Origin of the sequence: Streptomyces sp. NPDC088553 (genome assembly GCF_044752965.1) — a bacterium.
Classification (GTDB): domain Bacteria; phylum Actinomycetota; class Actinomycetes; order Streptomycetales; family Streptomycetaceae; genus Streptomyces.
Genome location: NZ_JBIVMG010000005.1, coordinates 663,967 through 687,289, shown reverse-complemented (window position 1 = coordinate 687,289; position 23,323 = coordinate 663,967). Strand labels below are relative to the sequence as shown.

Annotated in this window: 21 protein-coding genes; 9 read left to right on the top strand and 12 right to left on the bottom strand. The window is 72.1% G+C overall.

The genetic code is table 11. The features are described from left to right. Positions 1-6: 6 nt before the first annotated feature. From ACIP8Z_RS20015 to ACIP8Z_RS19975, 9 genes are all read right to left on the bottom strand, one after another. Positions 7-981 carry a hypothetical protein gene (locus tag ACIP8Z_RS20015; protein WP_402085074.1) on the bottom strand — a complete coding sequence of 325 codons (975 nt, stop codon included), beginning with the start codon at positions 979-981 and terminating at the stop codon, positions 7-9. Positions 982-1,112: 131 nt separating this feature from the next. After that, positions 1,113-3,656: a hypothetical protein gene (locus ACIP8Z_RS20010; protein WP_402085071.1), complete on the bottom strand. Its 2,544-nt coding sequence runs from the start codon at positions 3,654-3,656 to the stop codon at positions 1,113-1,115. Further along, a complete protein-coding gene (gene pstS / locus ACIP8Z_RS20005) occupies positions 3,653-5,485 on the bottom strand; it encodes a phosphate ABC transporter substrate-binding protein PstS (RefSeq protein WP_402085069.1) in 1,833 nt (610 codons plus the stop codon). Before pstS ends, ACIP8Z_RS20010 begins: the two co-directional genes overlap by 4 nt. Beyond that, positions 5,482-6,843 (bottom strand): phosphate ABC transporter permease PstA, encoded by a 1,362-nt coding sequence (gene pstA, locus ACIP8Z_RS20000; protein WP_402085067.1) that lies wholly within the window; start codon positions 6,841-6,843, stop codon positions 5,482-5,484. Before pstA ends, pstS begins: the two co-directional genes overlap by 4 nt. 32 nt (positions 6,844-6,875) lie before the next feature. Continuing rightward, a complete protein-coding gene (gene pstC / locus ACIP8Z_RS19995) occupies positions 6,876-7,880 on the bottom strand; it encodes a phosphate ABC transporter permease subunit PstC (RefSeq protein WP_402085065.1) in 1,005 nt (334 codons plus the stop codon). Positions 7,881-7,958: 78 nt separating this feature from the next. After that, a complete protein-coding gene (locus tag ACIP8Z_RS19990) occupies positions 7,959-8,330 on the bottom strand; it encodes a hypothetical protein (protein ID WP_402085063.1) in 372 nt (123 codons plus the stop codon). A gap of 243 nt (positions 8,331-8,573) precedes the next feature. After that, complete coding sequence (locus tag ACIP8Z_RS19985; protein ID WP_402085061.1) at positions 8,574-9,320, bottom strand: PH domain-containing protein; 747 nt, start codon at positions 9,318-9,320, stop codon at positions 8,574-8,576. 34 nt (positions 9,321-9,354) lie between these two features. Then, positions 9,355-9,990 carry a class F sortase gene (locus ACIP8Z_RS19980; protein ID WP_402085059.1) on the bottom strand — a complete coding sequence of 212 codons (636 nt, stop codon included), beginning with the start codon at positions 9,988-9,990 and terminating at the stop codon, positions 9,355-9,357. Positions 9,991-10,180: 190 nt separating this feature from the next. Next, positions 10,181-11,518, bottom strand: coding sequence for a hypothetical protein (locus ACIP8Z_RS19975; protein WP_402085057.1), 1,338 nt, complete (start codon positions 11,516-11,518; stop codon positions 10,181-10,183). 275 nt (positions 11,519-11,793) lie between these two features. Between ACIP8Z_RS19975 and deoC the strand changes: the two genes are divergently transcribed. From deoC to ACIP8Z_RS19960, 3 genes are read left to right on the top strand one after another with little or no spacing between them, the layout of a single operon-like run. After that, the gene (deoC, locus tag ACIP8Z_RS19970; protein WP_402085055.1) at positions 11,794-12,753 is read left to right on the top strand and encodes a deoxyribose-phosphate aldolase; all 960 of its coding nucleotides are present in this window, start codon (positions 11,794-11,796) and stop codon (positions 12,751-12,753) included. 5 nt (positions 12,754-12,758) lie between these two features. Beyond that, positions 12,759-14,195 (top strand): aldehyde dehydrogenase family protein, encoded by a 1,437-nt coding sequence (locus ACIP8Z_RS19965; RefSeq protein WP_402085053.1) that lies wholly within the window; start codon positions 12,759-12,761, stop codon positions 14,193-14,195. After that, complete coding sequence (locus tag ACIP8Z_RS19960) at positions 14,188-15,081, top strand: aldehyde dehydrogenase family protein (protein ID WP_402085050.1); 894 nt, start codon at positions 14,188-14,190, stop codon at positions 15,079-15,081. The genes ACIP8Z_RS19965 and ACIP8Z_RS19960 overlap by 8 nt, the downstream gene beginning before the upstream one ends. Positions 15,082-15,173: 92 nt before the next feature. Here the strand turns inward: ACIP8Z_RS19960 and ACIP8Z_RS19955 are convergent, their stop codons facing one another. After that, complete coding sequence (locus ACIP8Z_RS19955; protein WP_402085048.1) at positions 15,174-15,908, bottom strand: TetR/AcrR family transcriptional regulator; 735 nt, start codon at positions 15,906-15,908, stop codon at positions 15,174-15,176. Positions 15,909-16,023: 115 nt separating this feature from the next. Here ACIP8Z_RS19955 and ACIP8Z_RS19950 point away from each other — a divergent pair, with 115 nt between their 5' ends. Both ACIP8Z_RS19950 and ACIP8Z_RS19945 read left to right on the top strand, forming a co-directional pair. Beyond that, positions 16,024-16,614: an NADPH-dependent FMN reductase gene (locus ACIP8Z_RS19950; protein ID WP_402085045.1), complete on the top strand. Its 591-nt coding sequence runs from the start codon at positions 16,024-16,026 to the stop codon at positions 16,612-16,614. Positions 16,615-16,617: 3 nt separating this feature from the next. Then, positions 16,618-18,150, top strand: coding sequence for an MDR family MFS transporter (locus ACIP8Z_RS19945; RefSeq protein WP_402085042.1), 1,533 nt, complete (start codon positions 16,618-16,620; stop codon positions 18,148-18,150). Here ACIP8Z_RS19945 and ACIP8Z_RS19940 read toward each other — a convergent pair. After that, positions 18,083-18,481, bottom strand: coding sequence for a hypothetical protein (locus ACIP8Z_RS19940; RefSeq protein WP_402085039.1), 399 nt, complete (start codon positions 18,479-18,481; stop codon positions 18,083-18,085). The genes ACIP8Z_RS19945 and ACIP8Z_RS19940 overlap by 68 nt on opposite strands. A 61-nt stretch (positions 18,482-18,542) precedes the next feature. On the opposite strand from ACIP8Z_RS19940, the gene ACIP8Z_RS19935 reads away from it, so the two are divergent. Then, a complete protein-coding gene (locus tag ACIP8Z_RS19935; RefSeq protein WP_402085036.1) occupies positions 18,543-19,238 on the top strand; it encodes a uridine kinase in 696 nt (231 codons plus the stop codon). A gap of 144 nt (positions 19,239-19,382) precedes the next feature. On the opposite strand, the gene ACIP8Z_RS19930 is transcribed toward ACIP8Z_RS19935, so the two are convergent. Continuing rightward, entirely contained in the window at positions 19,383-20,102 is a 720-nt protein-coding gene (locus tag ACIP8Z_RS19930) for a SigE family RNA polymerase sigma factor (RefSeq protein WP_030318346.1), read from the bottom strand. 170 nt (positions 20,103-20,272) lie between these two features. Between ACIP8Z_RS19930 and afsQ1 the strand changes: the two genes are divergently transcribed. The 3 genes from afsQ1 to ACIP8Z_RS19915 are packed head-to-tail and all read left to right on the top strand — an operon-like array spanning position 20,273 to position 23,081. Then, a complete protein-coding gene (gene afsQ1, locus ACIP8Z_RS19925; protein WP_017239746.1) occupies positions 20,273-20,950 on the top strand; it encodes a two-component system response regulator AfsQ1 in 678 nt (225 codons plus the stop codon). Next, positions 20,947-22,476 (top strand): HAMP domain-containing sensor histidine kinase, encoded by a 1,530-nt coding sequence (locus ACIP8Z_RS19920; protein WP_355969925.1) that lies wholly within the window; start codon positions 20,947-20,949, stop codon positions 22,474-22,476. The genes afsQ1 and ACIP8Z_RS19920 overlap by 4 nt, the downstream gene beginning before the upstream one ends. Next, complete coding sequence (locus tag ACIP8Z_RS19915) at positions 22,473-23,081, top strand: hypothetical protein (protein WP_402085033.1); 609 nt, start codon at positions 22,473-22,475, stop codon at positions 23,079-23,081. Before ACIP8Z_RS19920 ends, ACIP8Z_RS19915 begins: the two co-directional genes overlap by 4 nt. The last annotated feature ends 242 nt before the right edge of the window (positions 23,082-23,323 follow it).

The window sequence follows — 23,323 nt, the reverse complement described above, 5'->3', positions numbered from 1 at the left end:
TGGTGATCAGCGCTCGCCCTTGACGGTCGTGGCGCCGCAGGCGGTGCCGAGGGAGCCGAAGCCGTAGTTGGTGATGGTCGTGGTGGCGGCGCAGACCTTGGAGGTCGAGCCGACGAAGGTGGAGGAGACCGTGGCGTTGGTCAGCTTCGCCGTCGGGACGACGTTGTAGACGTCGCGCAGGAAGGGGAAGGCCAGGTTCAGCGTCTTGTCGGCGTTGCGCGGGGCGACGGTGCCGACGGAGCCGAGGACGGCAGCGCCGCGGCGGTTGGTGACGACACCCTTCTCCTGCGCCGTGTAGGAGGCGACGGAGTACGGGGCGACGTCACCGGCGCTGTCGAGGACGGTGCCGTCGTTCTCCTGGACACCCTGCTGGACGCAGGCGCCGGGGGTGGTCACGCCGATGGAGGAGAGGAAGAACTGCCGCGTTCCGGAGTTGCTCTGCGGCAGGATCGGGGTGAGCGCCACGCCGTTGAGGGTCGTGAGGTTGCACTCGTAGATGTCCTTGAGCTGCGTCGACGTCAGGTCGGAGGGCAGCGTGCTGTCGGAGCGCTTGGCCCAGGAGACCGCGTCCTTGGCGAACGGGATCCAGGTCAGGTCCGTGGTGCTGGTGTCGGCCGGGCCACGCGAGGAGCGGGCGAAGTCGAGGCAGCCGGAGTTGGTGTCCACGGCGTTGCGCAGGGCGTCGATGCCGGCCGAGGAGCCGTTCGGACGGTTGATCACACAGCCGGTCGCCTTGGTCTTGATGGTGGCGGAGCCGGTGGCGTCCCAGGACGCGATGATCTTCTGGCCGAGGGCGTTGACGACGACGTTGCCGAGGCCGTTGAGGACGTCCTGGGTCGTGTCCGAACCGACGCCGGCAAGGGTGCGGTACTGGGTGATCGGGTTGGGGTCGGCCTGCGCGGCGGGGGCGAGGGCGACACCGAGACCGAGGGCGGCCACACCGAGGGCGGCACCGATACGAGCGCGGGACTTGACGTTCACTTCTGATCTCCTCCGTGGAAACGGATGTCATGGAATGGACGCACAAGCAAAATCCGGATTCTTCAACCGGCCGGTCCGTCGACCGGCCGGGAACAACAATTCCGTACGGGTGACAGGGGCGGCCACCACGTTCAGCCGCTCTTCAGGTTACGAATTCCTGTCCTAGGTGAATCCGAGGGAATTCGGCGGCGGCCGGCCGCGGCGAGCACCGCTGGGCCCGCGATACCGGCGAGACCGCCGACGACCAGGACCGAGAGAAGGACCCAGCGGATGACGCCGAGCACCTGCGACGGGGTGCTGCCGGTGTCGGCGAGCTTCTCCCCGGATGCGCCGCCGGAGCCGTTCGTGCCTCCGCCGGAGGGCGGCGGGGCGGCGGAGGACGGCGCCCCGGAGGACCCGCCGGCGTCCGCGCCGCCCGCGGACCCGCCGCCGGGACCCGAACCACCGGAGGTGGCGGAGCCGGTGCCCGCGGAACCGCTCGTCCCCTGCCCGCCGCCGGAGTCCGAGCCTCCGCTCGCACCTCCGGCACCGCCGGGCGAACCGCCGGCCGCGCCGCCCGTGGTGGAGCCCGGTCCGGTCGGCGCCCCGCGCTCCAGGCGGTCGGCCGCGGCGGCGGCCCGGGCCTTCAGCTTCGCGGGCATCGGCGCGTAGCCGAGGGGCAGCTCACCGGGGGCGGTGCCCTGCTTCTGGCCTGGTCCGGCCGCGTACCGCAGCACGCGCGCGTAGTCCCTGCGGGCGTCGGCAGGAAGGCCGGTGGAGGCGGCGGCGTACGTCACCACCGTCAGCGGGTAGGCGCCGTTCCTGGCCCGGGCCGGGTCGGCCGTCAGGACCCCCGGCACGGCCGAGTCCTCGAACTGGTCGACCGCCTTGAGCATGGCGGTGGTGGTGGGGTGGACGTAGGTGCCGTCGGCGTTCGGCAGGGCCGCGATCTGGAGCTGGTAGCGGGCCGCCGAGGCCACGTCGGTGATGCCGTAGGCGCGGCGGGAGCCCGGGGGGACGTCGCCGCTCGTGAGCTTCAGCCCGCCGGTCGCCGTGTCGGGCGCCGCACGGTCCTTGGCGCCGTTGGTGCCCCGCCGGACCGCGCGTGCGGCGTCGTGCAGGTCGATGGCGTACGGGGAGCGGTCGACCATGCCGTACGTGATGTCCAGCTCCCCCTCGACCAGCTTCGTCTCCGTGGGGTCGGCCTTCGGGAACTCGTAGGAGCCGGCCGAGGCGAGCCCGAGATCCTTGAAGTAGCGGTTGATCTTCATTCCCCAGGGGTCCGCATTTCCTTCGAGGAAGGCGCGCGCATCGCGGTCGGAACGAAGATAGTTCCAGACGATCCTGGTGCTGTCCGAGCGGTCGGCGGCAAGCAGAATTCCACCCGGGTAGTTCATCACCGACTGCTGGAACTCCTTGAATTCAGGATTCAGCTTCAGGAATTCCGGGTCCCGGAGGATCGATTCCGGGTTGCCCTTGAGGTGGTCGGGGACGGGCGCTTTGTCGCTGAGGAGCCGTACGTCGTACGGGTACGAGCCGGTGAGCAGCTTCGCCAGGAGCCGGGGGTTCAGCTTCAGGTCCTTGACGAGTCCGATCTTGTCGGCCTCCCAGTAGAGGCCCACGGTGAGACCGTTGACGGCGACGGGCGCGTGCACGAAGCCGGCCTTCTCCCCGCCCTCCACGGGTTCGACGGTGAAGGCGAGACCGGGCGAGGTGGAGGTCGGGTTCAGCAGGTTGCCCCGGGCCAGGTCCTCACCGCGCTGGGTGAAGGTGAAGCGGGTGCTGCCGTCGGCGCAGAGCGAGGACTGCCATGAGGTGAGCGCGTCCGTGACCAGCTCGGATCCGGTCATGCGGCGCTCGGCCTTGTCCGTGGGGCAGGGCTCGCGGACGGGCAGGAAGTCGAGCGGGAAGACGATGCGCTGGTTCCAATTGGTGGTGGAGAACGCGGAGGTGACGGGGCGCCCGGTGGTCCCGTTCGGGTCGTGGGAGCCGCGGGGCACGACGACGAGCCAGCAGCCTCGGCCGCGCACGTGCGCGCCCGAACCGATGGGGTCGCCGCAGCCCAGGTGCGGGGCCTCCCGGGTGGACTGGAGGTTGAAGCCCATCTCCCCCGTGCCGTCGGGCTGCGTGGTGGCGAAGAACTCCTCGTTGCTGTCGCCGGGGCTGAAGTAGGTCCAGTCGGTGGGCTTGGTCGTGGCCGGGCCGGAGACCGGGGCGAAGGGCACGAACGGGTCGGTCATCTGCCCCGGGTACTCCGGGTCGGGGATCCGCTCGCCGTACTGCTTCTCCAGCGGGTCGGAGCCGACCGGGAGGAGCCGGCTGCCGATGAAGGCGCCGAAGTCGGAGCCCTTGGCGCCGGCGCCGAGCTGGCACTGCTCGCGCCTCGGCCCTGCCGGGTCGTCGCCCCAGCACTGCATGATCTGGAGGTAGTCGGTGTTCCGGCCCTGCGTCGGCTTCCCGCCCTTCCAGGTCACGCTCAGCCCCTGCGAGCGCAGGTTCCTCGTCTGGTGGACCGTCACTTCGAGCTTCGAGAAGTCGTCGTACGGTCCCCTGGTGCCCCGTTTCGTCACCGCCGAGTTCTGCGACGGGCCGGTCGCGGCCGCCGCGGGCGTGTCCCGCGGCAGCGGTGCGAGGGCGAGTACGACGGCGGTGAGGAGCGCCCCGAGTCCGGCCCTCCGGGTGAGCGTCGGCCTCACTGTCCGCCTCCGTGGCGTTCGGCCCGGGCCGCGAGCGCGCGGCCGACGAGCGGCGGCGCGATGACGGTGGCGAGGAGCAGGAAGGCGGAGAGGGCCATGAGGATGCCGCGCAGACCGCCGCCCGTGTCGGCGGCGAGGGTGACCGGGGTGCCGACGATCTGGTTGCCGCCGGAGTCCTGGCCGCCGCCGGTGCCACCGCCCGTACCGCCGCCGTCGCCGATGACCTCGCCGGTGTCGGGGTCCACGGCTCCGCCGCCCGTGGCGCCGCCGTCGGCGCCGCCGGATGCCGCGCCCCCGCCCGTACCGCCGTTCGCGGAACCTCCGTTGCCCGTGCCGGAGTTGGCGCCGGAGCCGGTGGCCCCGCCCGTACCGCCGCCACCCGGACCGCCGGTGGAGCCCGATCCGTCGGAGCCGGTGCCGGTCGAGCCGCCGGAGCCGCCCGAGCCCGAGCCGTTCCCGTTGTCGGCGGTCGAGCCGCCCGTGGCGGATCCGCCGGTCGAACCGCCGTTGTTCACCTGGGTGTTCGTGCCCTTCGCGCCGCCCGTGCCGTCACCGCACTGCGCCGGACCGCGCTTGTCGCAGGCCTTCGGCCGCGGCGCGTTCTTGGCGAGGGTGTTCGTTCCGTCGGCCGAGAAGGTGGGGTTGCGGCAGTCGGACAGGTCGACCGCGCCGGTCGGCGCGCCGGGGATCCGGCGGACCTGGTCGAAGCCGGCCTGCACGAGGTTCCTGGGGAGCGGCGAGTAGCCGAGCTCCTCGGCCTGCTGCTGGCCCTCGCAGAGGAAGTAGCGGGCGAAGGTGCCGAGCGAGCGGCCCTTCTCGGTGGTGTGCGGGGCGGTCTCCGAGGTGGGGACGACCATGTAGCTGTAGCTGGAGAGCGGGTAGCTGCGCTCGTCCCGGGAGCGGTAGACGTCGTCGAGGATCTGCGTCAGGTAGTTCGTCGAGTTCCGGTCGGAGTTGATCCGGGCCTTGAGCAGGGCGACGGCGACGGCCTGGGCGGTCGGCTCGACGTAGTAGCCGGAGGCATTGAGCACCTTGACGACCGGGAAGTGCGCGTTGATCGCGTACGAGTACTCGACGTACGTGATGGCGCCCTCGCCCTGCGGCTGGCGGACGTGCGCGGAGACGCCGAGCGAGCCGGACTTGGCGACGGTGGTGGTGCCGGGCACGACCGGGAAGTACGAGGTCATGCCGCAGGGGGTGGAGCGGCCGGCTCGACGGCAGTAGTCGTCCCAGACGGAGCCGTTCTCCTTGGCGAGCCAGGTGGTGAACTGGGCCGTGGTGCCCGAGCCGTCGGAGCGCACGACGGGGACGACGCGACGGGCGGGGAGGTTCAGGCCGGGGTTGTCGGCCTTGATCTCCGGCGCGTTCCACATGGTCAGCCGACCGGTGAAGATCTTCGCGAGGACGGGTCCCGAGAGGCGGAGGTTGGTGACCTGGCGGCCGCCGATCCGCAGGTTGTACATGAAGGCGGTGCCGCCGGCGACGATCGGCATGTACGCGTAGCCCCGGCGCGGCGGCACGTCGGTGGCGCCGCCGTCGTTGAGGCCGTACGGGATCTCGGAGACGGCGAAGTCGACGGTGCCGTTCTTGAACTGCTCGCGGCCCTGCGAGGATCCGTTGGCGTTGAAGTTGACCGTGAGGCCGACGTTGGCGCCGATGTTGCGGCGCCACTGCTCGACGGCGTTGGAGCTCCAGGTGGAGCCGGAGCCGGTGATCTTGGTGTATCCCGCGGCCTGCGCGGCGGGCGGATGGACGAGCAGGGCGAGCACCGCGCACAGGGCTGCGGCGAGCCCCAGGGCGGTGCGGGCGAGCGGGGCGGCGGATCTCACGGCGTGCTCCTCGGAGGTACGGATCGGTCGGCGGGCGCGGCGGAGGACCTGGAGGCGGCGGCGGAGGCCGTCCCGGGGGCGGAACCGGTCCCGGGGGCCGGGGCCGTCCCGGCGGCGGAAGCGGTGCCGGGGTGCGTGGCCGTCCCGGCGGTGGAAGCGGTGCCGGGGTGCGGGGCAGTGCCGGCGGTGGAGATCCACCGGGCCGCGTCCTGCCGCGACGCGAGGGCCCTGCGCCGCTCCTGGCGCTTCGTCAGCTGCCCCGGTCCGCGCCCGCCCGCGATCCGCGCGAGGACGAAGAGGAGCAGGACGAGCAGCATGAGGACGGCGGCGGTGCCGAAGCCGCGGGCGATCATGTTCGGTTCGGGCGACTTGACGAGCTCGAAGGTGGCGAGCGGCAGGGAGACCTGCGCGCCGGAGGTCGGCAGGGCGTTCAGCTCGGCGGTGAACCCGGCGGTCAGCAGCACGGGCGAGGTCTCCCCCACCCCGCGCGCGGTGCCGAGGATCACGGCCGTGGTCAGCCCCGAGCGGGCGGTCGGCAGGACGACGTGCCAGACCGTGCGCCAGCGCGAGGACCCCATGGCGTACGAGGCCTCCCGCAGCGTGCCCGGGACGAGCCGGATGACGACGTCGGAGGCGCGGATGATGATCGGGAGCATCATCACGGAGAGGGCGAGCGAGGCCGCGAGGCCGGAACGTTCGGTGCCCAGGGCCAGGATGACGGTCGCGTAGACGAAGAGTCCCGCGACGATCGACGGCAGCGCCGTCATGGCCTCGACGATCGTGCGGACGAGGCGCGCGAAGGGCCCGGGCACCTCGGTGAGGAAGATGGCGCAGACGATGCCGGTGGGGACGGTGATCGCGAGCGCGATGCCGACCTGTTCGAGGGTGCCGACGACGGCGTGCAGGATGCCGCCGACGTCGAGCGGTTCGAGGGGCCCCGCCAGGCTCATGTCCTCGGTGAAGAAGTTGAGGTGGACGAGGGCCTTACGGCCCTCCCACAGCGTGAAGGCGACGACGAAGACGAGGACGGCGAGGAGCAGCAGACCGAGGCTCCGGACGACGACTCCGGCGATCCGGTCCCGTACGGCGGGCCCGTCCTCGTCGAAGGAGACGAGCAGCGCGTACAGCCCGAGGAAGAGGACGTACGCGACGATCACGAAGCCGACGGCGCCGCTGAAGGGCAGCAGGCGGGCGAAGAGGAGCCAGGTGAGGGCGAGCGAGGCGGCCGCGGCGCCGAGCAGCGCGTACGCGTCGGAGGCGCGCGTGGTGCCGGTGGTGCGACGGCGTTCGGGTCCGGGGGGCGGCGGGGCCTGCTCGGCGGGCGGTCGCAGCCTCGGCCGCTCCGGGGCGATGGTCATCGGGTTCGGGTCCCCCTTGAGGAGCGCACGGGCTAGGCGTCGCTGGTGGCGCCGGAGCGACTGCGCGCGACGATGGACGAAGCGGCGAAGTTGACGATCAGGGTCATGACGAAGAGGGCGAAGCCGGCCGCCATCAGGGCGGACATGCCGAAGGGCGTGGCCTCGCCGTAGCGCAGGGCGATGAGCGAGGACACCGAGCTGGTGCCGGTCTGCAGGACGTGCCACTGGATGGTGAAGACCTGCGAGATGACCATGTAGACGGCGATGGTCTCGCCGAGGGCGCGGCCGAGGCCGAGCATGGTGCCGCCGATCATGCCGCCCTTGCCGAAGGGCAGGACGACGCTGCGGATCATGCCCCAGCGGGTGGCGCCGAGCGCGTACGCGCCCTCGCGCTCGCCCGCAGGGGCCTGGGAGAAGACCTCGCGCATGATCGAGCAGATGATCGGCGCGACCATCATCGCGACGACGAGACCGGCGACGAAGGTCGACGAGGTGTAGACGGTGGGCGGGGCCAGTGGATCGTCGGGGTCGGCGCCGTCGACGCGCAGGAACGGGATCCAGCCGAAGTACGTGGCGATCCAGCGGGCGATCGGGAGGATCGACTCCTCCAGCCAGAAGACGCCCCACAGGCCGTAGACGACGGAGGGGACGGCGGCCATCAGGTCGACGGTGGAGATCAGGGTGCGGCGCAGCCGGGGCGCCGCGTACTCGGAGATGTAGAGCGCGGCTCCGGTGGCCAGCGGCACGGCCACGACGATCGCGACGAGGGCGATCAGGACGGTGCCGAGCAGGACGGCCGCGATGCCGAACCGTCCGGCGTCGGGCTCCCAGCTCTCGGTGGTGAGGAAGGAGAGGCCGGCGCGGTCGAGGGCCTGCCAGGCGCGGAGGAGCAGGAAGCCGCCGACGAGGAGCATGACCGCGAGGACGAGGCCGCCGCCGGTGCGGGCGACGGCGCGGAACACCCGGTCGGGAAGGCCGGGGTCGGCGTGGAGCCGTCGCGGCGGGTCGGGCGGCGGGTCAAGGGTCTCGGTCGTCACGGGAAGGACGTAAGTCCCGCCCGGTGGACATGCGTTCCCCTCGATGTGAACGAGGGGCGTGCGCGGGGCAACTTCCGTTCACCGTAAGACAGTTGAGGCCCATCTGGGGCCCTCGGCGGTGATCAGCGCACGGAACCGCGCATAGGCGGTGCGACAGGTGGAATGGCGCTCGTAGGAGCGCCCCGAGAGGGCGGCGGTACGCCCCTCGGCGTCACGCAGCAGCCACACCCAGCCATTGCCGCCGGCGGTGTGCTGCACACCGCCGGCCATGTCCGCGTGTCCGGTGCAGAGGGCCGCGAAGGCCTCCCGGCACAGGGCGTGGTCGTCGTAACAGACCCCCGAACGCGCGACGACCCTCCCGTTCTGCGCGACGAGTCGCCATCCGTAACGTCCGTCGGCCCCCATGTCGACCAGACAACGCGTCCCGGACACACCGGTGTCCTTGGTCATCGCCCCCACCCCCACAGTCTCGGCAAGCGCAATCTATTGAGACCGGGGTGACTGTTGGGTGCTAAACCAATTGCGGGGTCGCACGCTTCACCAGGAGGTTGCCCCTAGGACACCGGCAGCGCGTACGACCCATGCGGAACAGGACAGTCTGACCAGATCAGGGCCCCGCGCCGCCGGTGGACGTGCCGATTCTGCGAAGGATCAGCGCCTCGCGAGGCAGGGTCGGGCCCGTGGCCAGAGAGCTCAGCGCGTCGCGAGCAGGATCACCAGGAGCAGCAGCCCGGCCGCCGCGGGGCCGACGATCTCGTACGCCCAGCGCACCCGCGCCTCGCCCCGCGCGCCCGGGGTGCCGGCGCGGCGCTCGGCGAGCTCGCGCAGATCGGCGACGGTCTGGTCGGTGGGCGCGGTGCGCGAGGCGCTGTCCCGGACGTCGGCGGTGACCGAGGTACGGCCGTGCGGGTCGTCCTGGGAGGCGCGGGAGGCGCGGCGGGCCGCCTTCTTGCGCTGGCGCAGCGAGACCGGGATGGCCCACAGCTGGTACTTGGCGCCGTCCTGGGTGAAGACCTCGCTGGAGTAGCCGGCGCGGACGTCGGCGACCGTCGACCAGGGCAGCGTGATCGACCGGAACGGGTTGCGGATCCGGAGCCGGTCGTCGTTGGCGTAGACGGCGGGCCGGATCGTGAAGGCGACGATCAGCGGCACGGCGAGGAGGAGGCCCGCGAGCGCGAGCCAGGGCGACCGGCCCTCGCCGCGGAACAGCACGTCACCGGCGAACAGGGCCGCGAGGATCAGCAGGAACACCCCGCTCGCGATCCCGAGCGGCGACCGGAAGACGCGGTCGGGGGACTCCTGCCCCGTGGACTCCTGCCCTGCGGACTTCTGCCCGGCGGGCTTCCGCCCCGCGGGCTTCTTCCCGGCGGACGGCTGCTCGGGGGTCGACTCGCGGCTCGGCTCGTGGCTGGGCTCGGGGGTCGGCTCGGGGGTCGTCATGGGGCCGATTCTGCCTCAGTGGGCCGGTGGGGGCTCAGGCGGCCCGCGTGGCCACGAGATCCGCGTACAGAATGATGTTGTCGGGGCGGTGGCCGTCGACCAGCTCGCCGCCACAGGTGATGAGGCGCAGCTCGGGGCGGTCGGTGTCGCCGTACACCTTGGCCGTCGGGAAGGCGTCCTTGCCGACCTGCTCCAGCTCCCTGACCCGGAAGACCGCGGTGGTGCCGTCGGCGCGGGTCACGGTGATCTCGTCGCCGACCGCGACCTTCGAGACGTTCTTCAGCACGGCGGGGCCGCGGGCGGTGTCGAAGTGCCCGATGAGGACGGCGGGGCCCTTCTGCCCGGGTGTGACGCCCTTGTCGTACCAGCCGATCCGGTCGGCGTCCGCGACCGAGGGCACCTCGACGGTGCCGTCGGCGGCGAGCCCGAGTTCCAGGACGGGCCCCGTGGGGCCGGTGTCGACCCCGGCGGCGGGGACCCGGACCCGCACGGGCAGGGAGCGGGCGAGCGGCTTCACGGGCGCCGCGGTGGGTGCGGGGGCGGCGGCTTCGGAGATCCGCGCGGGCGGGGTGACGGCCCGCTGCCCGTCACCGGCCGAGCAGCCGGTGAGCGCGGCGAGGACGGCGCACAGGAGGACGGGGGCGATACGGGCGGGGTGACGGCGGTTCACGGGCGGACTCCGGACGGACGGCGGACGGCGGACGGGTCCGGCCGGCCACCGCGCGGGACGCGGCGACCGGCCGGGGTGGGGTGTCGCTCCCGCTCGGGTCAAGGGGCAGGGAGTCGGGGCGCTGCGGGGTGCGGGTGGTCCTTGGTACGGATGGTGCGAGGCAGGGAGTACGTGTGTCCCCGCGTACGGGTCAGACGCGGGCGGCGGCGGACCGGCGACGCAGGACCACGAAGCCCAGACCGGCGGCGGCGAGCGAGGCCCCGGCACCGGCCGCGAGCAGCGCGGTGCCGTCGCCCTCGGTGCCGAGCTCGGCACCGGCGGCGACCGCGCCCTTCGGGATGACGGAGGTCTGACCGGTGTTGGTGGTGACGCCGGTTCCGCTGCCCGATCCCGTGTTCGTGCCCGCGTCCGTGGTGCCGTTCGACGTACCGCCCGGGGCCTTCTCGAACGTGCAGCCCTTCGGCAGCCTCGGGAAGGCGTGCGTCGCGCCCTTGGCACCCGGGCCGCCCTCGACCTGGGTGAAGAGCGATGGCGTGGCGCTCTTCGGGTCGATGATCCGGCCGACGATGCCGACGCTCTTCGGCAGCGACGGGTGCGCCCGGTCGACCATCGCGAAGACCTGGTCCTCGCCGTTGTCGTCGGCGGTGCTGAACTCGGCCAGCGGACCCTGCCGGGTCATGAACAGCTCGGCCTTGGTGCCCGCGCCGATGTCGACGGTCCGGCTGACCGTGCACGCGCCGAGGACCACGACGGACCCGCCGGTGGTCGGCTCGGTCTGCGCGCCGCCCGTGGCGACCGGTCGCGGGGCGCCCTGCTTCGACGCACCCGGGATGTACGCGGCGAACTGGCCGTCCTGCTCCAGGACGACGACGGCCCTGCCGAAGGTCCAGACGGAGCGGGCACCGGTCACGTAGGTGTAGCCGCGGCCCTTGCCGTTCTCGATCAGCTGGAGGCCGAAGCGGCCGTCCTTCTTGCCGAGCTGGAGCACGGTCCCGTCGGCGAGCTTGTAGGTGCCGGTCTCGGGGCCCGCGATGTTGCCGGTCCAGTTGTGGGTGGTGCCGTCCGGGTTGAGGACGAAGAACTCGCCGTTGTCCTGGCCGGCGACGGAGCGGGTGATCGCCTCCAGGACGCCGACCGGGTGGCCCTCGCGGAACAGCTCGGCGCGGTGGTTCTGCTCGTTGACCTGGTAGATCTTGGCGACGGTGCCGGTCATGAGGGTCTCGGTACGGACGAGGGTGCCCTTCGCGGAAACCGCGGCGGTCCCGGCCTCCGGGGTCTGCGCGCCCTTCTCGGACTTCACCGCGTCCGAAGCGTCCGAGGCGTCCGTGCCGCCCTCGGCCGGGACCTCGTCGGACGGCTTGACGTCGGCGGACCGCACGCCGGACGACGCCGGCGAGGTGGCGGCCGGAGCAGCCGGGGCGGCGACCGGTCCGTCGGCGGCGAAGGCGGTACCCGCCGCCACGGCGGGGGTGAGGGCGACGCCCGCGACGAGGGCGGTGGTGATGGCGGTGCGAAGGGCGGTGCGCATAACGACTCCTGGAGATCAGGCAGGTGGATACGTGAGTCGCATGCCGCTTTTTCTCAGTCCGTTCGGGGGGTTCGGCGAGGTCTGGCCGGCTGCTGGGAAAAATCTATTGATCTTGTATTCAGGAGTCGTCCGCTCCATGTCACGGGCCAGTGACAGCGCTCGCCCCGCCCGCCCGGCACCCGCCACCACGCCGACGCCCGCCTGTGACCTCGGGCTCTGCGAAGCCCGTCCCCTGTACAGGTCGCTACGCGCGTAGATATGCTCGACTGGTGACCATGCCCACCACTGCATCCGCAGCATCCGCATTCGCCGACGTGACCGCGTCCGACGGTGCGCTGCGCCGCTTCCTCCACGGGCTGCCCGGCGTCGACGCCGTCGGCCTGGAGGCGCGCGCCGCGGCCCTCGGCACCCGCTCGATCAAGACCACGTCCAAGGCGTACGCCATCGACCTGGCCATTTCCATGATCGACCTGACGACGCTCGAAGGCGCGGACACCCCGGGCAAGGTCCGGGCGCTCGCCGCCAAGGCCGTCCGTCCCGATCCGACCGACCGCACGACCCCGACGACCGCCGCCGTCTGTGTCTATCCGGACATGGTGGCCACCGCCAAGGCAGCCCTCGCGGGCTCCGGCGTCAAGGTCGCCTCGGTCGCCACCGCCTTCCCGGCCGGCCGCGCCGCGCTCCCCGTCAAGCTCGCCGACACGGCGGACGCCATCGCCGCGGGCGCCGACGAGATCGACATGGTCATCGACCGTGGCGCCTTCCTCGCCGGCCACTACCTGCAGGTCTTCGAGCAGATCGCCGCGATCAAGGCGGAGTGCGGCGACCGCGCCCGCCTGAAGGTGATCTTCGAGACCGGCGAGCTGTCCACGTACGACAACATCCGCCGCGCCTCCTGGCTCGGCATGATGGCCGGCGCGGACTTCATCAAGACCTCGACCGGCAAGGTCGCGGTCAACGCCACCCCGGCCAACACCCTGCTCATGCTGGAGGCGGTGCGCGACTTCCGTGCCCAGACCGGCGTGCAGATCGGCGTGAAGCCGGCCGGCGGCATCCGCAACACCAAGGAAGCGATCAAGTTCCTGGTTCTCGTCAACGAGACCGTGGGTGAGGACTGGCTGGACAACCACTGGTTCCGCTTCGGCGCCTCCAGCCTGCTCAACGACCTGCTGATGCAGCGCCAGAAGCTGGCGACCGGCCGTTACTCCGGCCCCGATTACGTGACGGTGGACTGATCAACATGGCATCTGCATTCGAGTACGCACCGGCGCCCGAGTCCCGGTCCGTCGTCGACATCGCCCCCAACTACGGCCTGTTCATCGACGGCGAGTTCGTCGAGGCGGCCGAAGGCAAGGTCTTCAAGACCGTCTCCCCCGCCACCGAGGAGGTCCTCTCCGAGATCGCCCAGGCGGGCGCCGAGGACGTCGACCGTGCGGTGAAGGCGGCCCGCAAGGCCTTCGAGAAGTGGTCGGCGCTGCCCGGCTCCGAGCGCGCCAAGTACCTCTTCCGCATCGCCCGGATCATCCAGGAGCGCAGCCGTGAGCTGGCCGTCCTGGAGACCCTGGACAACGGCAAGCCGATCAGGGAGACGCGCGACGCGGACCTCCCGCTGGTCGCCGCGCACTTCTTCTACTACGCGGGCTGGGCCGACAAGCTCGACCACGCGGGCTACGGGGCGAACCCGAGGCCGCTGGGCGTGGCCGGTCAGGTCATCCCGTGGAACTTCCCGCTGCTCATGCTGGCGTGGAAGATCGCCCCGGCGCTCGCGACCGGCAACACGGTCGTCCTGAAGCCGGCCGAGACGACCCCGCTGACCGCACTGTTCTTCGCGGACATCTGCCGCCAGGCCGGGCTGCCGAAGGGCGTCGTCAACATCCTTCCCGGGTACGGGGACACGGGCGCGGCCCTGGTCGAGCACCCGGACGTGAACAAGGTCGCCTTCACCGGTTCGACCGCAGTCGGCAAGGCCATCGCGCGGTCGATCGCCGGCACCGACAAGAAGGTCACCCTGGAGCTGGGCGGCAAGGGCGCGAACATCGTCTTCGACGACGCCCCCATCGACCAGGCCGTCGAGGGCATCGTCAACGGCATCTTCTTCAACCAGGGCCAGGTCTGCTGCGCGGGCTCGCGCCTCCTCGTCCAGGAGTCGATCCAGGACGAGCTGCTCGACAGCCTGAAGCGCCGTCTGAGCACGCTCCGCCTCGGCGACCCGCTGGACAAGAACACCGACATCGGCGCCATCAACTCCTCGGAGCAGCTGGCGCGGATCACCTCGCTGGTGGAGCAGGGCGAGGCGGAGGGCGCCGAGCGCTGGACCGCCGCCTGCGACATCCCCGAGGCCGGCTACTGGTTCGCCCCGACGCTCTTCACGAACGTCACGCAGGCGCACACGGTCGCCCGCGACGAGATCTTCGGCCCGGTCCTGTCGGTGCTGACCTTCCGTACGCCCGACGAGGCCGTCGCGAAGGCCAACAACAGCCAGTACGGCCTGTCCGCCGGCATCTGGTCGGAGAAGGGCTCCCGCATCCTCGCGGTCGCCAACAAGCTCCGCGCCGGTGTCGTCTGGGCCAACACGTTCAACAAGTTCGACCCGACCTCGCCGTTCGGCGGATACAAGGAGTCGGGCTTCGGCCGCGAGGGCGGCCGTCACGGTCTGGAGGCCTACCTCGATGTCTGACGTGACCCGTCTTGGCGTCTTCAAGACCTACAAGCTGTACGTCGGGGGCAAGTTCCCCCGCTCCGAGAGCGGCCGGGTGTACGAGGTGACCGACTCCAAGGGCAAGTGGCTGGCGAACGCCCCGCTCTCCTCCCGCAAGGACGCCCGTGACGCGGTCGTCGCCGCCCGCAAGGCCTTCGGCGGCTGGGCGGGCGCGACCGCGTACAACCGCGGCCAGATCCTCTACCGCGTCGCCGAGATGCTGGAGGGCCGCCGGGACCAGTTCGTCCGCGAGGTCGCGGACGCGGAGGGCCTGTCGAAGTCGAAGGCCGCCGTGGTCGTCGACGCGGCGATCGACCGCTGGGTCTGGTACGCGGGCTGGACGGACAAGATCGCCCAGGTCGTGGGCGGTGCGAACCCGGTCGCGGGCCCGTACTTCAACCTCTCCACGCCCGAGCCGACCGGTGTCGTCACGGTCGTGGCCCCGCAGGAATCGTCCTTCCTGGGCCTGGTCTCGGTGATCGCCCCGGTGATCGCCACGGGCAACACGGCGGTCGTCATCGCCTCGGAGAAGTCCCCGCTCCCCGCCCTCTCCCTGGGCGAGGTGCTCGCCACCTCCGACCTGCCGGGCGGTGTCGTCAACATCCTCTCCGGCAAGGCCGCGGAGATGGGCCCGCACCTGGCGGCCCACCAGGACGTCAACGCGATCGACCTGACGGGCGCGACCGGGGCCGACCTGGCCCGCGACCTGGAGATCGCGGCGGCGGACAACCTGAAGCGCGTCCTGCGCCCGCGCACGGAGGACTTCGCGGAGTCCCCGGGCACGGACCGCATGACGGCGTTCCTCGAGACGAAGACGGTCTGGCACCCGACGGGTTCGCTGGGCGCGAGCGGCTCCTCGTACTAGGTCGCGAGCGGGTCCTCGTACGAGGTACGACCGCTCCGACCGGCTGACCGGTCCGGTCCGACAGGCCCCTGGGTGATCCCGGGGGCCTGTCGTCATGCCCGACCGCGTTCGACGAGCCCCGCCACCCCGTCGAGCACGCAGTCGAGTCCCGTCTCGAACTGCCAGGCCGCGTCGTCCTTGCGCGCGGCCCCCTGGGTGTACCGCCGGTAGGTCGGGTAGCGCCCGGTCTCCATCAGGTACGACATCTGCGGGGCGAGCCCCCGCCGCGTGTCGTCGGCGCTCTGCCAGCCCTGCTCCTCCATGTACCGGCGCAGCGCGGCCTCGGACTGCGTGGCCCCGTGGACGTACGCGTTGACCGCGCGGAACGCGGCCATCATCGTGTCGACGTCGAGCCCGAGCCCGTCGAGCGAGGCCAGCTGGCGCTCGGCCGCCGCCATCCGGGCCGGGGTGAGGGCGAAGAGCGGCGCCGGCATGTGGGCGAGCCAGGGGTGGCGCAGCATCATCTCCCGGGTCCGCAGGGCGTACGCGCGGAGCGTCTCGCGCCAGCCGGAGACCTCGTCCACCGGCGCCAGCTCGCCGGAGACCCGGTCGATCATGAGCGCCCACAGCTCGTCCTTGCCGTTGACGTGCCGGTAGGCGGCCATGGGCGCGACGCCGAGTTCGGTGGCGACCTTCCGCATCGTCACGGCGGCGAATCCCTCGCGGTCCGCGATGCCGATCGCGACCTCGGCGATCCTCCCCGCGCTGAGGGACGCCCGCGGCGCCGCCGCGGGCCGGTCCAGGCGCTCCCACAGCGAGACGTCGTCCGTCTCTTCCTTCTTCGCCACTGGGGCCTCCCTCTCTCGCGTACAGCGTATGCCTTGTGGACGATGTACACATCGAGGTGTACGTTGTACACCGATCGGTATACGCCGTACACATCGACGTTTCCAGGGGGAACCCGTGACCGCTCCGCTCCACCTCGCCGTGATCCAGGGCTCGACCCGCGACGGCCGCCTCGGCCCCGTCGTCGCGAACTGGCTGCTCACCCACGCCGCCGACCGCCCGGATCTGACCACCGACCTGATCGACCTGGCCGAGACCCCGCTGCCGACCGTCTTCCCGCACCTCGGCCAGGCCCCCGAGCGCGCCGAGGACCTCGCCCTGCTCGCCGCGGTGTCACCGCGACTGGCCGCCGCCGACGCCTTCGTCGTGGTGACCCCCGAGTACAACCACAGCTACCCGGCCTCCCTGAAGAACGCGATCGACTGGCACAACCGGGAATGGCACGCGAAGCCCGTCGGCTTCGTCGCCTACGGCGGCTTCTCCGCCGGCCTGCGCGCCGTCGAGCACCTGCGGGCCGTCTTCGCCGAGCTGCACGCCGTCACCATCCGCGAGACGGTCGGACTCCAGGGCGTCTGGGGGCAGTTCGACGAGAACGGCCGGGCCGTCGACCCCGCCACCGACACCGCGGCGAAGGCGATGCTCGACCAACTCGCCTGGTGGGGCGAAGCGCTGCGCGATGCCCGCGCGAACAAGCCCTACGCGGCCTGAGCCATGACGACCGCCCAGACACCCACACAGGACACCCGCATCCCCTACCTGGGCGTCACCGGACTCATGCTCGGCGTCGTCCTCGCGACCCTCGACGGCACGATCGTCGGCACCGCCCTCCCCACCATCGCGGGCGAACTCGGCGGCCTCGACCGGCTGTCCTGGGTCGTCACCGCCTATCTCCTCACCGCCGCCGTCGCCACCCCGCTCTGGGGCAAGCTCGGCGACCTCCGCGGCCGCAAGGGCGCCTACCTCTCCGCCGTCGGCGTCTTCCTCACCGGATCGGTCCTCTCCGGCCTCGCGCAGAGCATGGGCCAGCTCATCGCCTTCCGCGCCCTCCAGGGCATCGGCGCGGGCGGCCTGATGGTCGGCGCCTTCGCCCTCATCGGCACCCTGGTGGCCCCGAAGGACAGCGCCCGGGTCCAGGGAGTCACCGGGGCGATGCTGCCGGTGGCCTTCGCCGGCGGCCCGCTCCTCGGCGGCCTCCTCACCGACCACCTGAACTGGCGCTGGGCGTTCTACGTCAACCTGCCCGTCGGCCTCGCCGCCCTGCTGATCGTCTCTCTCTCCCTGCGCGTACGGACCCCGCGCGTCCGAGCCCGCGTCGACTGGGCGGGAGCGCTGCTGCTGACCACCGGGGTCCTCGCACTGACCCTGCTCGCGGGCTGGGCCGGCACCGCCCACGCCTGGACCTCACCCCGGATCCTGGCCCTGGGCGCGCTCGCGGTCGTGGCGCTCGGCTGGTTCGTCCGGGTCGAGCGGCGGGCCGAGGAGCCCGTCATCCCGCCCCGGCTCTTCCGCACCCGCAACTTCACCCTGGCGCAGATCCTGAGCTTCCTGGTCGGCGCGGGCATGATCGCCGCCCTGAACCATCTGCCGCAGTACCTGCAGTTCGCCCGCGGACAGTCGTCCACGGCGAGCGGACTGCTGCTGCTCCCGCTGATGCTCGCCATGGTCGCCGCACAGCTGGCCTCGGGCCGGATCATCGCCCGTACCGGCCGCTACCGGATGTACCCGATCCTCGGCGGTGCGCTGATGACGGCGGGCGCGCTCGTCCTGCTGCTGCTCGACGTGGACACCCCCGTCGCCGTCGCCTCCGGGCTCACCGTGGTCATCGGCGCGGGCATGGGTCTCCTCATGCAGGCCACGCTGCTCGTCACGATGTACGGCGCCGAGCCGCGCGACATGGGCGCGGCGAGCGGCACCGTCACCCTCGTGCGGACGCTCGGCGGCTCGCTCGGCGTGGCCGCCCTCGGCGCGGTGTTCACCGCGCGCCTCGACGGGGCCGACACCCGTCTGACCCCGGCGCAGGCCCTGCGGCTGCCGGAGCCGGTACGGGAGGGCCTGGGGACGGCGGTGACGAGCGGGGTGCACGGGGTGCTGCTCGGCACGGCGCTGCTCGCCGCCCTGGGCTTCGCCGTGGCCTGGCTCGTACGGGACACCTCGCTGCGGCCCGAAGGCGGCTCCGCTACGGAAGCAGCCCCTTCGTCAGCGGACCGGCCACCGGCAGATCGGCGACTGCCCCGCCCTTCGTGACGTGGTCGGTCACCAGGTTGGTGCCCACCGGCTTGAAGTCGGCGACCTGGGTGCCGAGGCCGTTGTCGAGCGGGTCGACGCCGGTGTTCGCCAGCGGGTCGAGCTGGAGCCGGGTCAGCGGGCCGATCCCGTGGGTGACGCCGGACAGCGCACCCGCACCGGCCGCGGTGGCGTCCGTCCTGGTCAGCGAGTCGACGGGCAGCGGCACGGGGGCCAGGGCCTGCGCCGCCGCACCGGCGCCGAGCACCGCCGCGCCCGCCGCCGTGACGGTGAGACCTGCCGCGAGCAGGGGGCTGCGACGGGGGCTCCGGGGTTCTGCGTGACGCGCCATGATGATCCTTCCGAGATGTCCACGGGGTGACCGAGCGGACACCGACAGTAGTTGAGGTGTGATGCTCGATACCAACGGGCTTCCTCGGGGGTCCCCTGCACGGGGGAATGCTTCACACTGGTGTCCCGTGAGTTCCCAACCGATCCCGACCCGCGTCGTCCTGCTCGCGGGCCCCTCAGGCTCCGGCAAGTCGTCCCTCGCCGCCGTCACCGGTCTGCCGGTCCTGCGCCTCGACGACTTCTACAAGGAGGCCGACGACCCGACCCTCCCTCTCGTGGAGGGCAGCGCGGACATCGACTGGGACTCCCCGGCGTCCTGGGACGCGGACACGGCCGTCGCCGCCATCGTCGAACTGTGCCGCACGGGACGGACCGACGTCCCCGTGTACGACCTCGCCACCAGCTCCCGGGTGGACCGCGAGCTGCTGGACATCGGACGCACGCCGCTGTTCGTGGCGGAGGGGATCTTCGCGGCCGAGATCGTGGCCCGCTGCCGTGAGCTCGACGTCCTCGCCGACGCGCTCTGCCTGCGCGGCCGCCCCTCGACGACCTTCCGCCGCCGGCTCGCCCGCGACCTGCGCGAGGGCCGCAAGTCGGTCCCGTTCCTGCTGCGTCGCGGCTGGCGCCTGATGCGCGCGGAGCGGGCGATCGTCGCCCGCCAGTCGGAACTGGGCGCCCACCCCTGCGCCAAGCCGGAGGCCCTGGGCCGCCTGGCGGCGGCGGCAGCGGGCCGCCACCGCACGCCCGCGGCGAGCTGAGAGCAGAAAACACGACGCGGGTCGTACGAGCCCCCCAGCTCGTACGACCCGCGTCGCCATTCCCCGTACCCCCGTACGGTTCCCCCGTGCTCCCCCGACGGCTCCGTTTCCCCCGTAGCCCCCGTGGGTCTTTCCCCCCAGCCTTCAGGCCACCAGCTCGCCGAAGGACTCCTCCTCGTCACGGCCGAAGCTGAGCACCTCGTCCTCGCGCAGTCGCCGCAGCGACCGCCAGATGCTCGACTTCACCGTGCCGACACTGATGTCCAGGATCTCCGCGATCTCCGGATCGGTACGGCCCTCGTAGTAGCGCAGCACCAGCATCGTCCGCTGGAGCTCGGGCAGTCGGGCCAGCGCCTGCCACAGCACCGCGCGCAGCTCCGTGCCGCGCATCGCGTCCGTCTCGCCCACCGTCTCCGGGAGCTCCTCGGTCGGGTACTCGTTGAGCTTGCGCCGACGCCAGGCGCTGATGTGCAGATTGGTCATGGTGCGGCGGAGGTATCCGCCGACCGCGGCCTTGTCGCTGATCCGCTCCCAGGCGCGGTACGTGGAGAACAGCGCGCTCTGGAGCAGGTCCTCGGCCTCGAACCGGTCACCGGTGAGGTGGTAGGCGGTGGCGTACAGGGAGGCACGACGCTCCTGGACGTAAGCCGTGAACTCGGCTTCCGAGCAGTTGCGCTCCCCCGTGACCTCCCCGTACGCCGCTCCCCCGTCAGCAATGGCCACCATGTACGGCGCCTTGCGCTGACGCCCGACGCTGCGAACGCACCCCCGCCCGTTCACCGCGCCGGACTTCTCCGTGCTCCGTACGACGTCGTGGAGACGCGTGACTACTGCGCTTGAGGTGGTGCTGTGCAGTGCGTTCATCCGGCGCCCCCCGTCGGTTGGAGTGTGTTTCGGTCCGTGTGCAATGAAGCTTGCCCATCGGACTTCATGGCGTTGTCCGCCGACTGTCACAGGCGTGTCACAGGGGCCCGGCCAGAAGCGTGCCGCCCAGCGGTCGAACTCGGACGGCCGAATGCGACAGAATGTTGCCCGTGCCTTTTCTGTTGCTGATCGAGGACGACGACGCCATCCGCACGGCCCTCGAACTCTCCCTGTCGCGGCAGGGCCACCGGGTGGCCACCGCCGCGACCGGTGAGGACGGCCTCCAGCTGTTGCGCGAGCAGCGGCCGGACCTGGTCGTGCTCGACGTCATGCTGCCCGGCATCGACGGCTTCGAGGTCTGCCGGCGCATCCGCCGCACGGACCAGTTGCCGATCATCCTGCTGACCGCGCGCAGCGACGACATCGACGTGGTCGTGGGCCTGGAGTCCGGTGCCGACGACTATGTCGTCAAGCCGGTGCAGGGCCGCGTCCTCGACGCCCGGATCCGGGCCGTACTGCGGCGCGGGGAGCGGGAGTCGACGGACTCGGCGACCTACGGCTCGCTGGTGATCGACCGCTCCGCGATGACGGTCACCAAGAACGGCGAGGACCTCCAGCTCACCCCGACCGAGCTGCGGCTGCTCCTGGAACTGAGCCGCCGGCCCGGACAGGCGCTCTCCCGGCAGCAGTTGCTGCGGCTCGTGTGGGAGCACGACTACCTGGGCGACTCGCGGCTCGTCGACGCCTGTGTGCAGCGGCTGCGCGCCAAGGTGGAGGACGTGCCGTCCTCGCCGACGCTCATCCGCACCGTGCGCGGGGTCGGCTACCGGCTGGACGTTCCTGCGTGAGCAAGGGGATCGTCACGCGGCTGCGTCTCTCCAGCCTGCGGCTGCGTCTTGTCGTCGTCTTCGCCCTGGTCGCGCTCACCGCGGCCGTCGCCGCCTCCGGCATCGCGTACTGGCTGAACCGCGAGGCGGTGCTGACGCGCACCCAGGACGGGGCGCTCAACGACTTCCGGCAGGAGATGCAGAACCGGGCGGCGACGCTGCCGCTGCGGCCCACGCAGGAGGACCTGCGGCGAACGGCCGAGCTGATGGCGACGGGCAGCGCCAACTACCAGGTGCTGCTGCTCGGCGAGCGGGACGCGGGCAAGCCGATCGTCGGCGCCTCGGACCCGGACGACTTCACCCTGGCCGACGTGCCGCGCCCGCTGCGCGAGGCCGTGGACACCGAGCGGCCGGTGACGGAGGCCAACCCGTACCCCTACCACCTGTTCTGGCAGCGTACGGAGCGGAACGGGACGCCGTATCTGGTCGGCGGAACGCGGATCGACGGCGGCGGGCCCGCCGGCTACATGTTCAAGTCGCTGGCCGCCGAGAAGGCCGATCTGAACTCGCTCGCCTGGTCGCTCGGGATCGCGACCGCGCTCGCGGTGGCCGGCTCCGTGCTGCTCGCGCAGGTCGCGGCGACGACCGTGCTGCGTCCCGTGCACCGGCTCGGCGAGGCGGCCAAGCAGCTCGGCGAGGGCAAGCTCGACACCCGGCTCCGGGTCACCGGCGCCGACGAACTGGCCGACCTCACCAGGACGTTCAACAGCGCCGCCGAGTCCCTCCAGAAGAAGGTCGCGGACATGAGCGCCCGCGAGGAGTCCTCCCGGCGCTTCGTCGCCGACATGTCGCACGAGCTGCGGACCCCGCTGACCGCGCTCACCGCCGTCACGGAGGTCCTGGAGGACGAGCAGGACTCCCTCGACCCGATGATCGCCCCGGCCGTCGCCCTGGTGGTCAGCGAGACCCGGCGGCTCAACGACCTGGTCGAGAACCTGATGGAGGTGACCCGCTTCGACGCGGGCACCGCCCGGCTCGTCCTCGACGAGGTGGACATCGCCGACCAGATCACCGCGTGCATCGACGCGCGCGCGTGGCTCGACGCGGTCGACCTGGACGCCGAGCGCGGCATCGTGGCGCCGCTCGACCCGCGCCGGCTCGACGTGATCCTGGCGAACCTGATCGGCAACGCGCTGAAGCACGGCGGTTCGCCGGTCCGGGTCTCGGTGCGCACCGAGGACGACGAACTGGTCATCGCCGTACGCGACCACGGCCCCGGCATCCCCGAAGAGGTGCTGCCGCACGTCTTCGACCGCTTCTACAAGGCGAGCGCGTCCCGGCCCCGGTCCGAAGGCAGCGGGCTCGGCCTGTCGATCGCCATGGAGAACGCGCTGATCCACGGCGGTTCGATCACCGCCGCCAACTCGGTCGGCGAGGACGGTGCGGTGGACGGCGCGGTGTTCGTGCTGCGGCTGCCGCTCGACGCGTCGGGGATCACCCGCGAGGTGCAGACCCGCAGCAGCCAGGGCGAGGTGGAGGAAGCGTGAGACGCCGCACCGTGGGGCGTACGGCCGTGCTGGCCGGGCTCGTCGCACTCACCGCGCTGGCCACCGGCTGCGGGATCAGGACCACGTCGGTCCCGGTGGACGCCGGCGCGGCCCCGTCCCGGGTCCCGTGCAGCGTGACCCAGGAGGGGACGACGGGCGCGGCGGTGCAGGGCGTGCCGATCCGGGTGTTCCTGGTCTGCGGCTCGCAGCTGGAGGCGGTGGACCGGCGCTCGCTCCCGGAGGAGAAGGCGGGCGGCGACCCGGTGCGCACGGCGTCGGGGCTGCTCTCGCAGCTGCTGGCCGAGCCGTCGGAGAGCGAGCAGAGGGCCGGGTTCACGACGGCGGTCCGCGGCCCGCTGGCGGTGAGCGGCGGCCGCAAGGGCGACCCGGCGGGCACGCTGCGGCTGAGCCGCCAGCCGGAGGACCTGGCGCCGACGGCCCTGTCGCAGCTGGTCTGCACGTTCGCGGCGAGCTCGGCGGGGGCGGGGGAGCAGACGGTGCTGCTGGGCGGCCCGGGCGGGTACCCCCCGAAGCGGTACCGCTGCACGACAGAACTCCGCGAACGCCCGGAATCCACCCCACCAACGGCCCCGACCTCCAACTGACGCCCACCCGCGGAGGACCACCCGCTCCACCGGGGCGGCGCCCACCCCGTCGTGGGCATTCGTTCCGCTGGAGCGTGGGGGTCCCCCCGGACGGAGTCTGGGGGAGGGACGATCGCCCACACGGAGGTGGGCGGGCGGCGGCGGACGCAGCTCGCGTGGGGTTCGGGGAACCGGAGGCCTTGTTCGGGGCGTCTTGGGGGGCGTGCAGCGTCAAGGTTCGGGCGGCAGTGCCGCCGTGGTCG

Excerpts from the sequence above, each read along its gene's own strand:
- ACIP8Z_RS19935 (WP_402085036.1), top strand. The coding sequence starts at position 18,543 with ATGCTCGATACCAACGGGCTTCCTCGGGGGTCCCCTGCACGGGGGAAT.
- ACIP8Z_RS19930 (WP_030318346.1), bottom strand. The coding sequence starts at position 20,102 with ATGAACGCACTGCACAGCACCACCTCAAGCGCAGTAGTCACGCGTCTC.
- ACIP8Z_RS19965 (WP_402085053.1), top strand. The coding sequence starts at position 12,759 with ATGGCATCTGCATTCGAGTACGCACCGGCGCCCGAGTCCCGGTCCGTC.
- ACIP8Z_RS19960 (WP_402085050.1), top strand. The coding sequence starts at position 14,188 with ATGTCTGACGTGACCCGTCTTGGCGTCTTCAAGACCTACAAGCTGTAC.
- ACIP8Z_RS19990 (WP_402085063.1), bottom strand. The coding sequence starts at position 8,330 with ATGACCAAGGACACCGGTGTGTCCGGGACGCGTTGTCTGGTCGACATG.
- ACIP8Z_RS19940 (WP_402085039.1), bottom strand. The coding sequence starts at position 18,481 with ATGGCGCGTCACGCAGAACCCCGGAGCCCCCGTCGCAGCCCCCTGCTC.
- ACIP8Z_RS19945 (WP_402085042.1), top strand. The coding sequence starts at position 16,618 with ATGACGACCGCCCAGACACCCACACAGGACACCCGCATCCCCTACCTG.
- ACIP8Z_RS19975 (WP_402085057.1), bottom strand. The coding sequence starts at position 11,518 with ATGCGCACCGCCCTTCGCACCGCCATCACCACCGCCCTCGTCGCGGGC.
- pstA (WP_402085067.1), bottom strand. The coding sequence starts at position 6,843 with ATGACCATCGCCCCGGAGCGGCCGAGGCTGCGACCGCCCGCCGAGCAG.
- deoC (WP_402085055.1), top strand. The coding sequence starts at position 11,794 with ATGCCCACCACTGCATCCGCAGCATCCGCATTCGCCGACGTGACCGCG.
- ACIP8Z_RS19985 (WP_402085061.1), bottom strand. The coding sequence starts at position 9,320 with ATGACGACCCCCGAGCCGACCCCCGAGCCCAGCCACGAGCCGAGCCGC.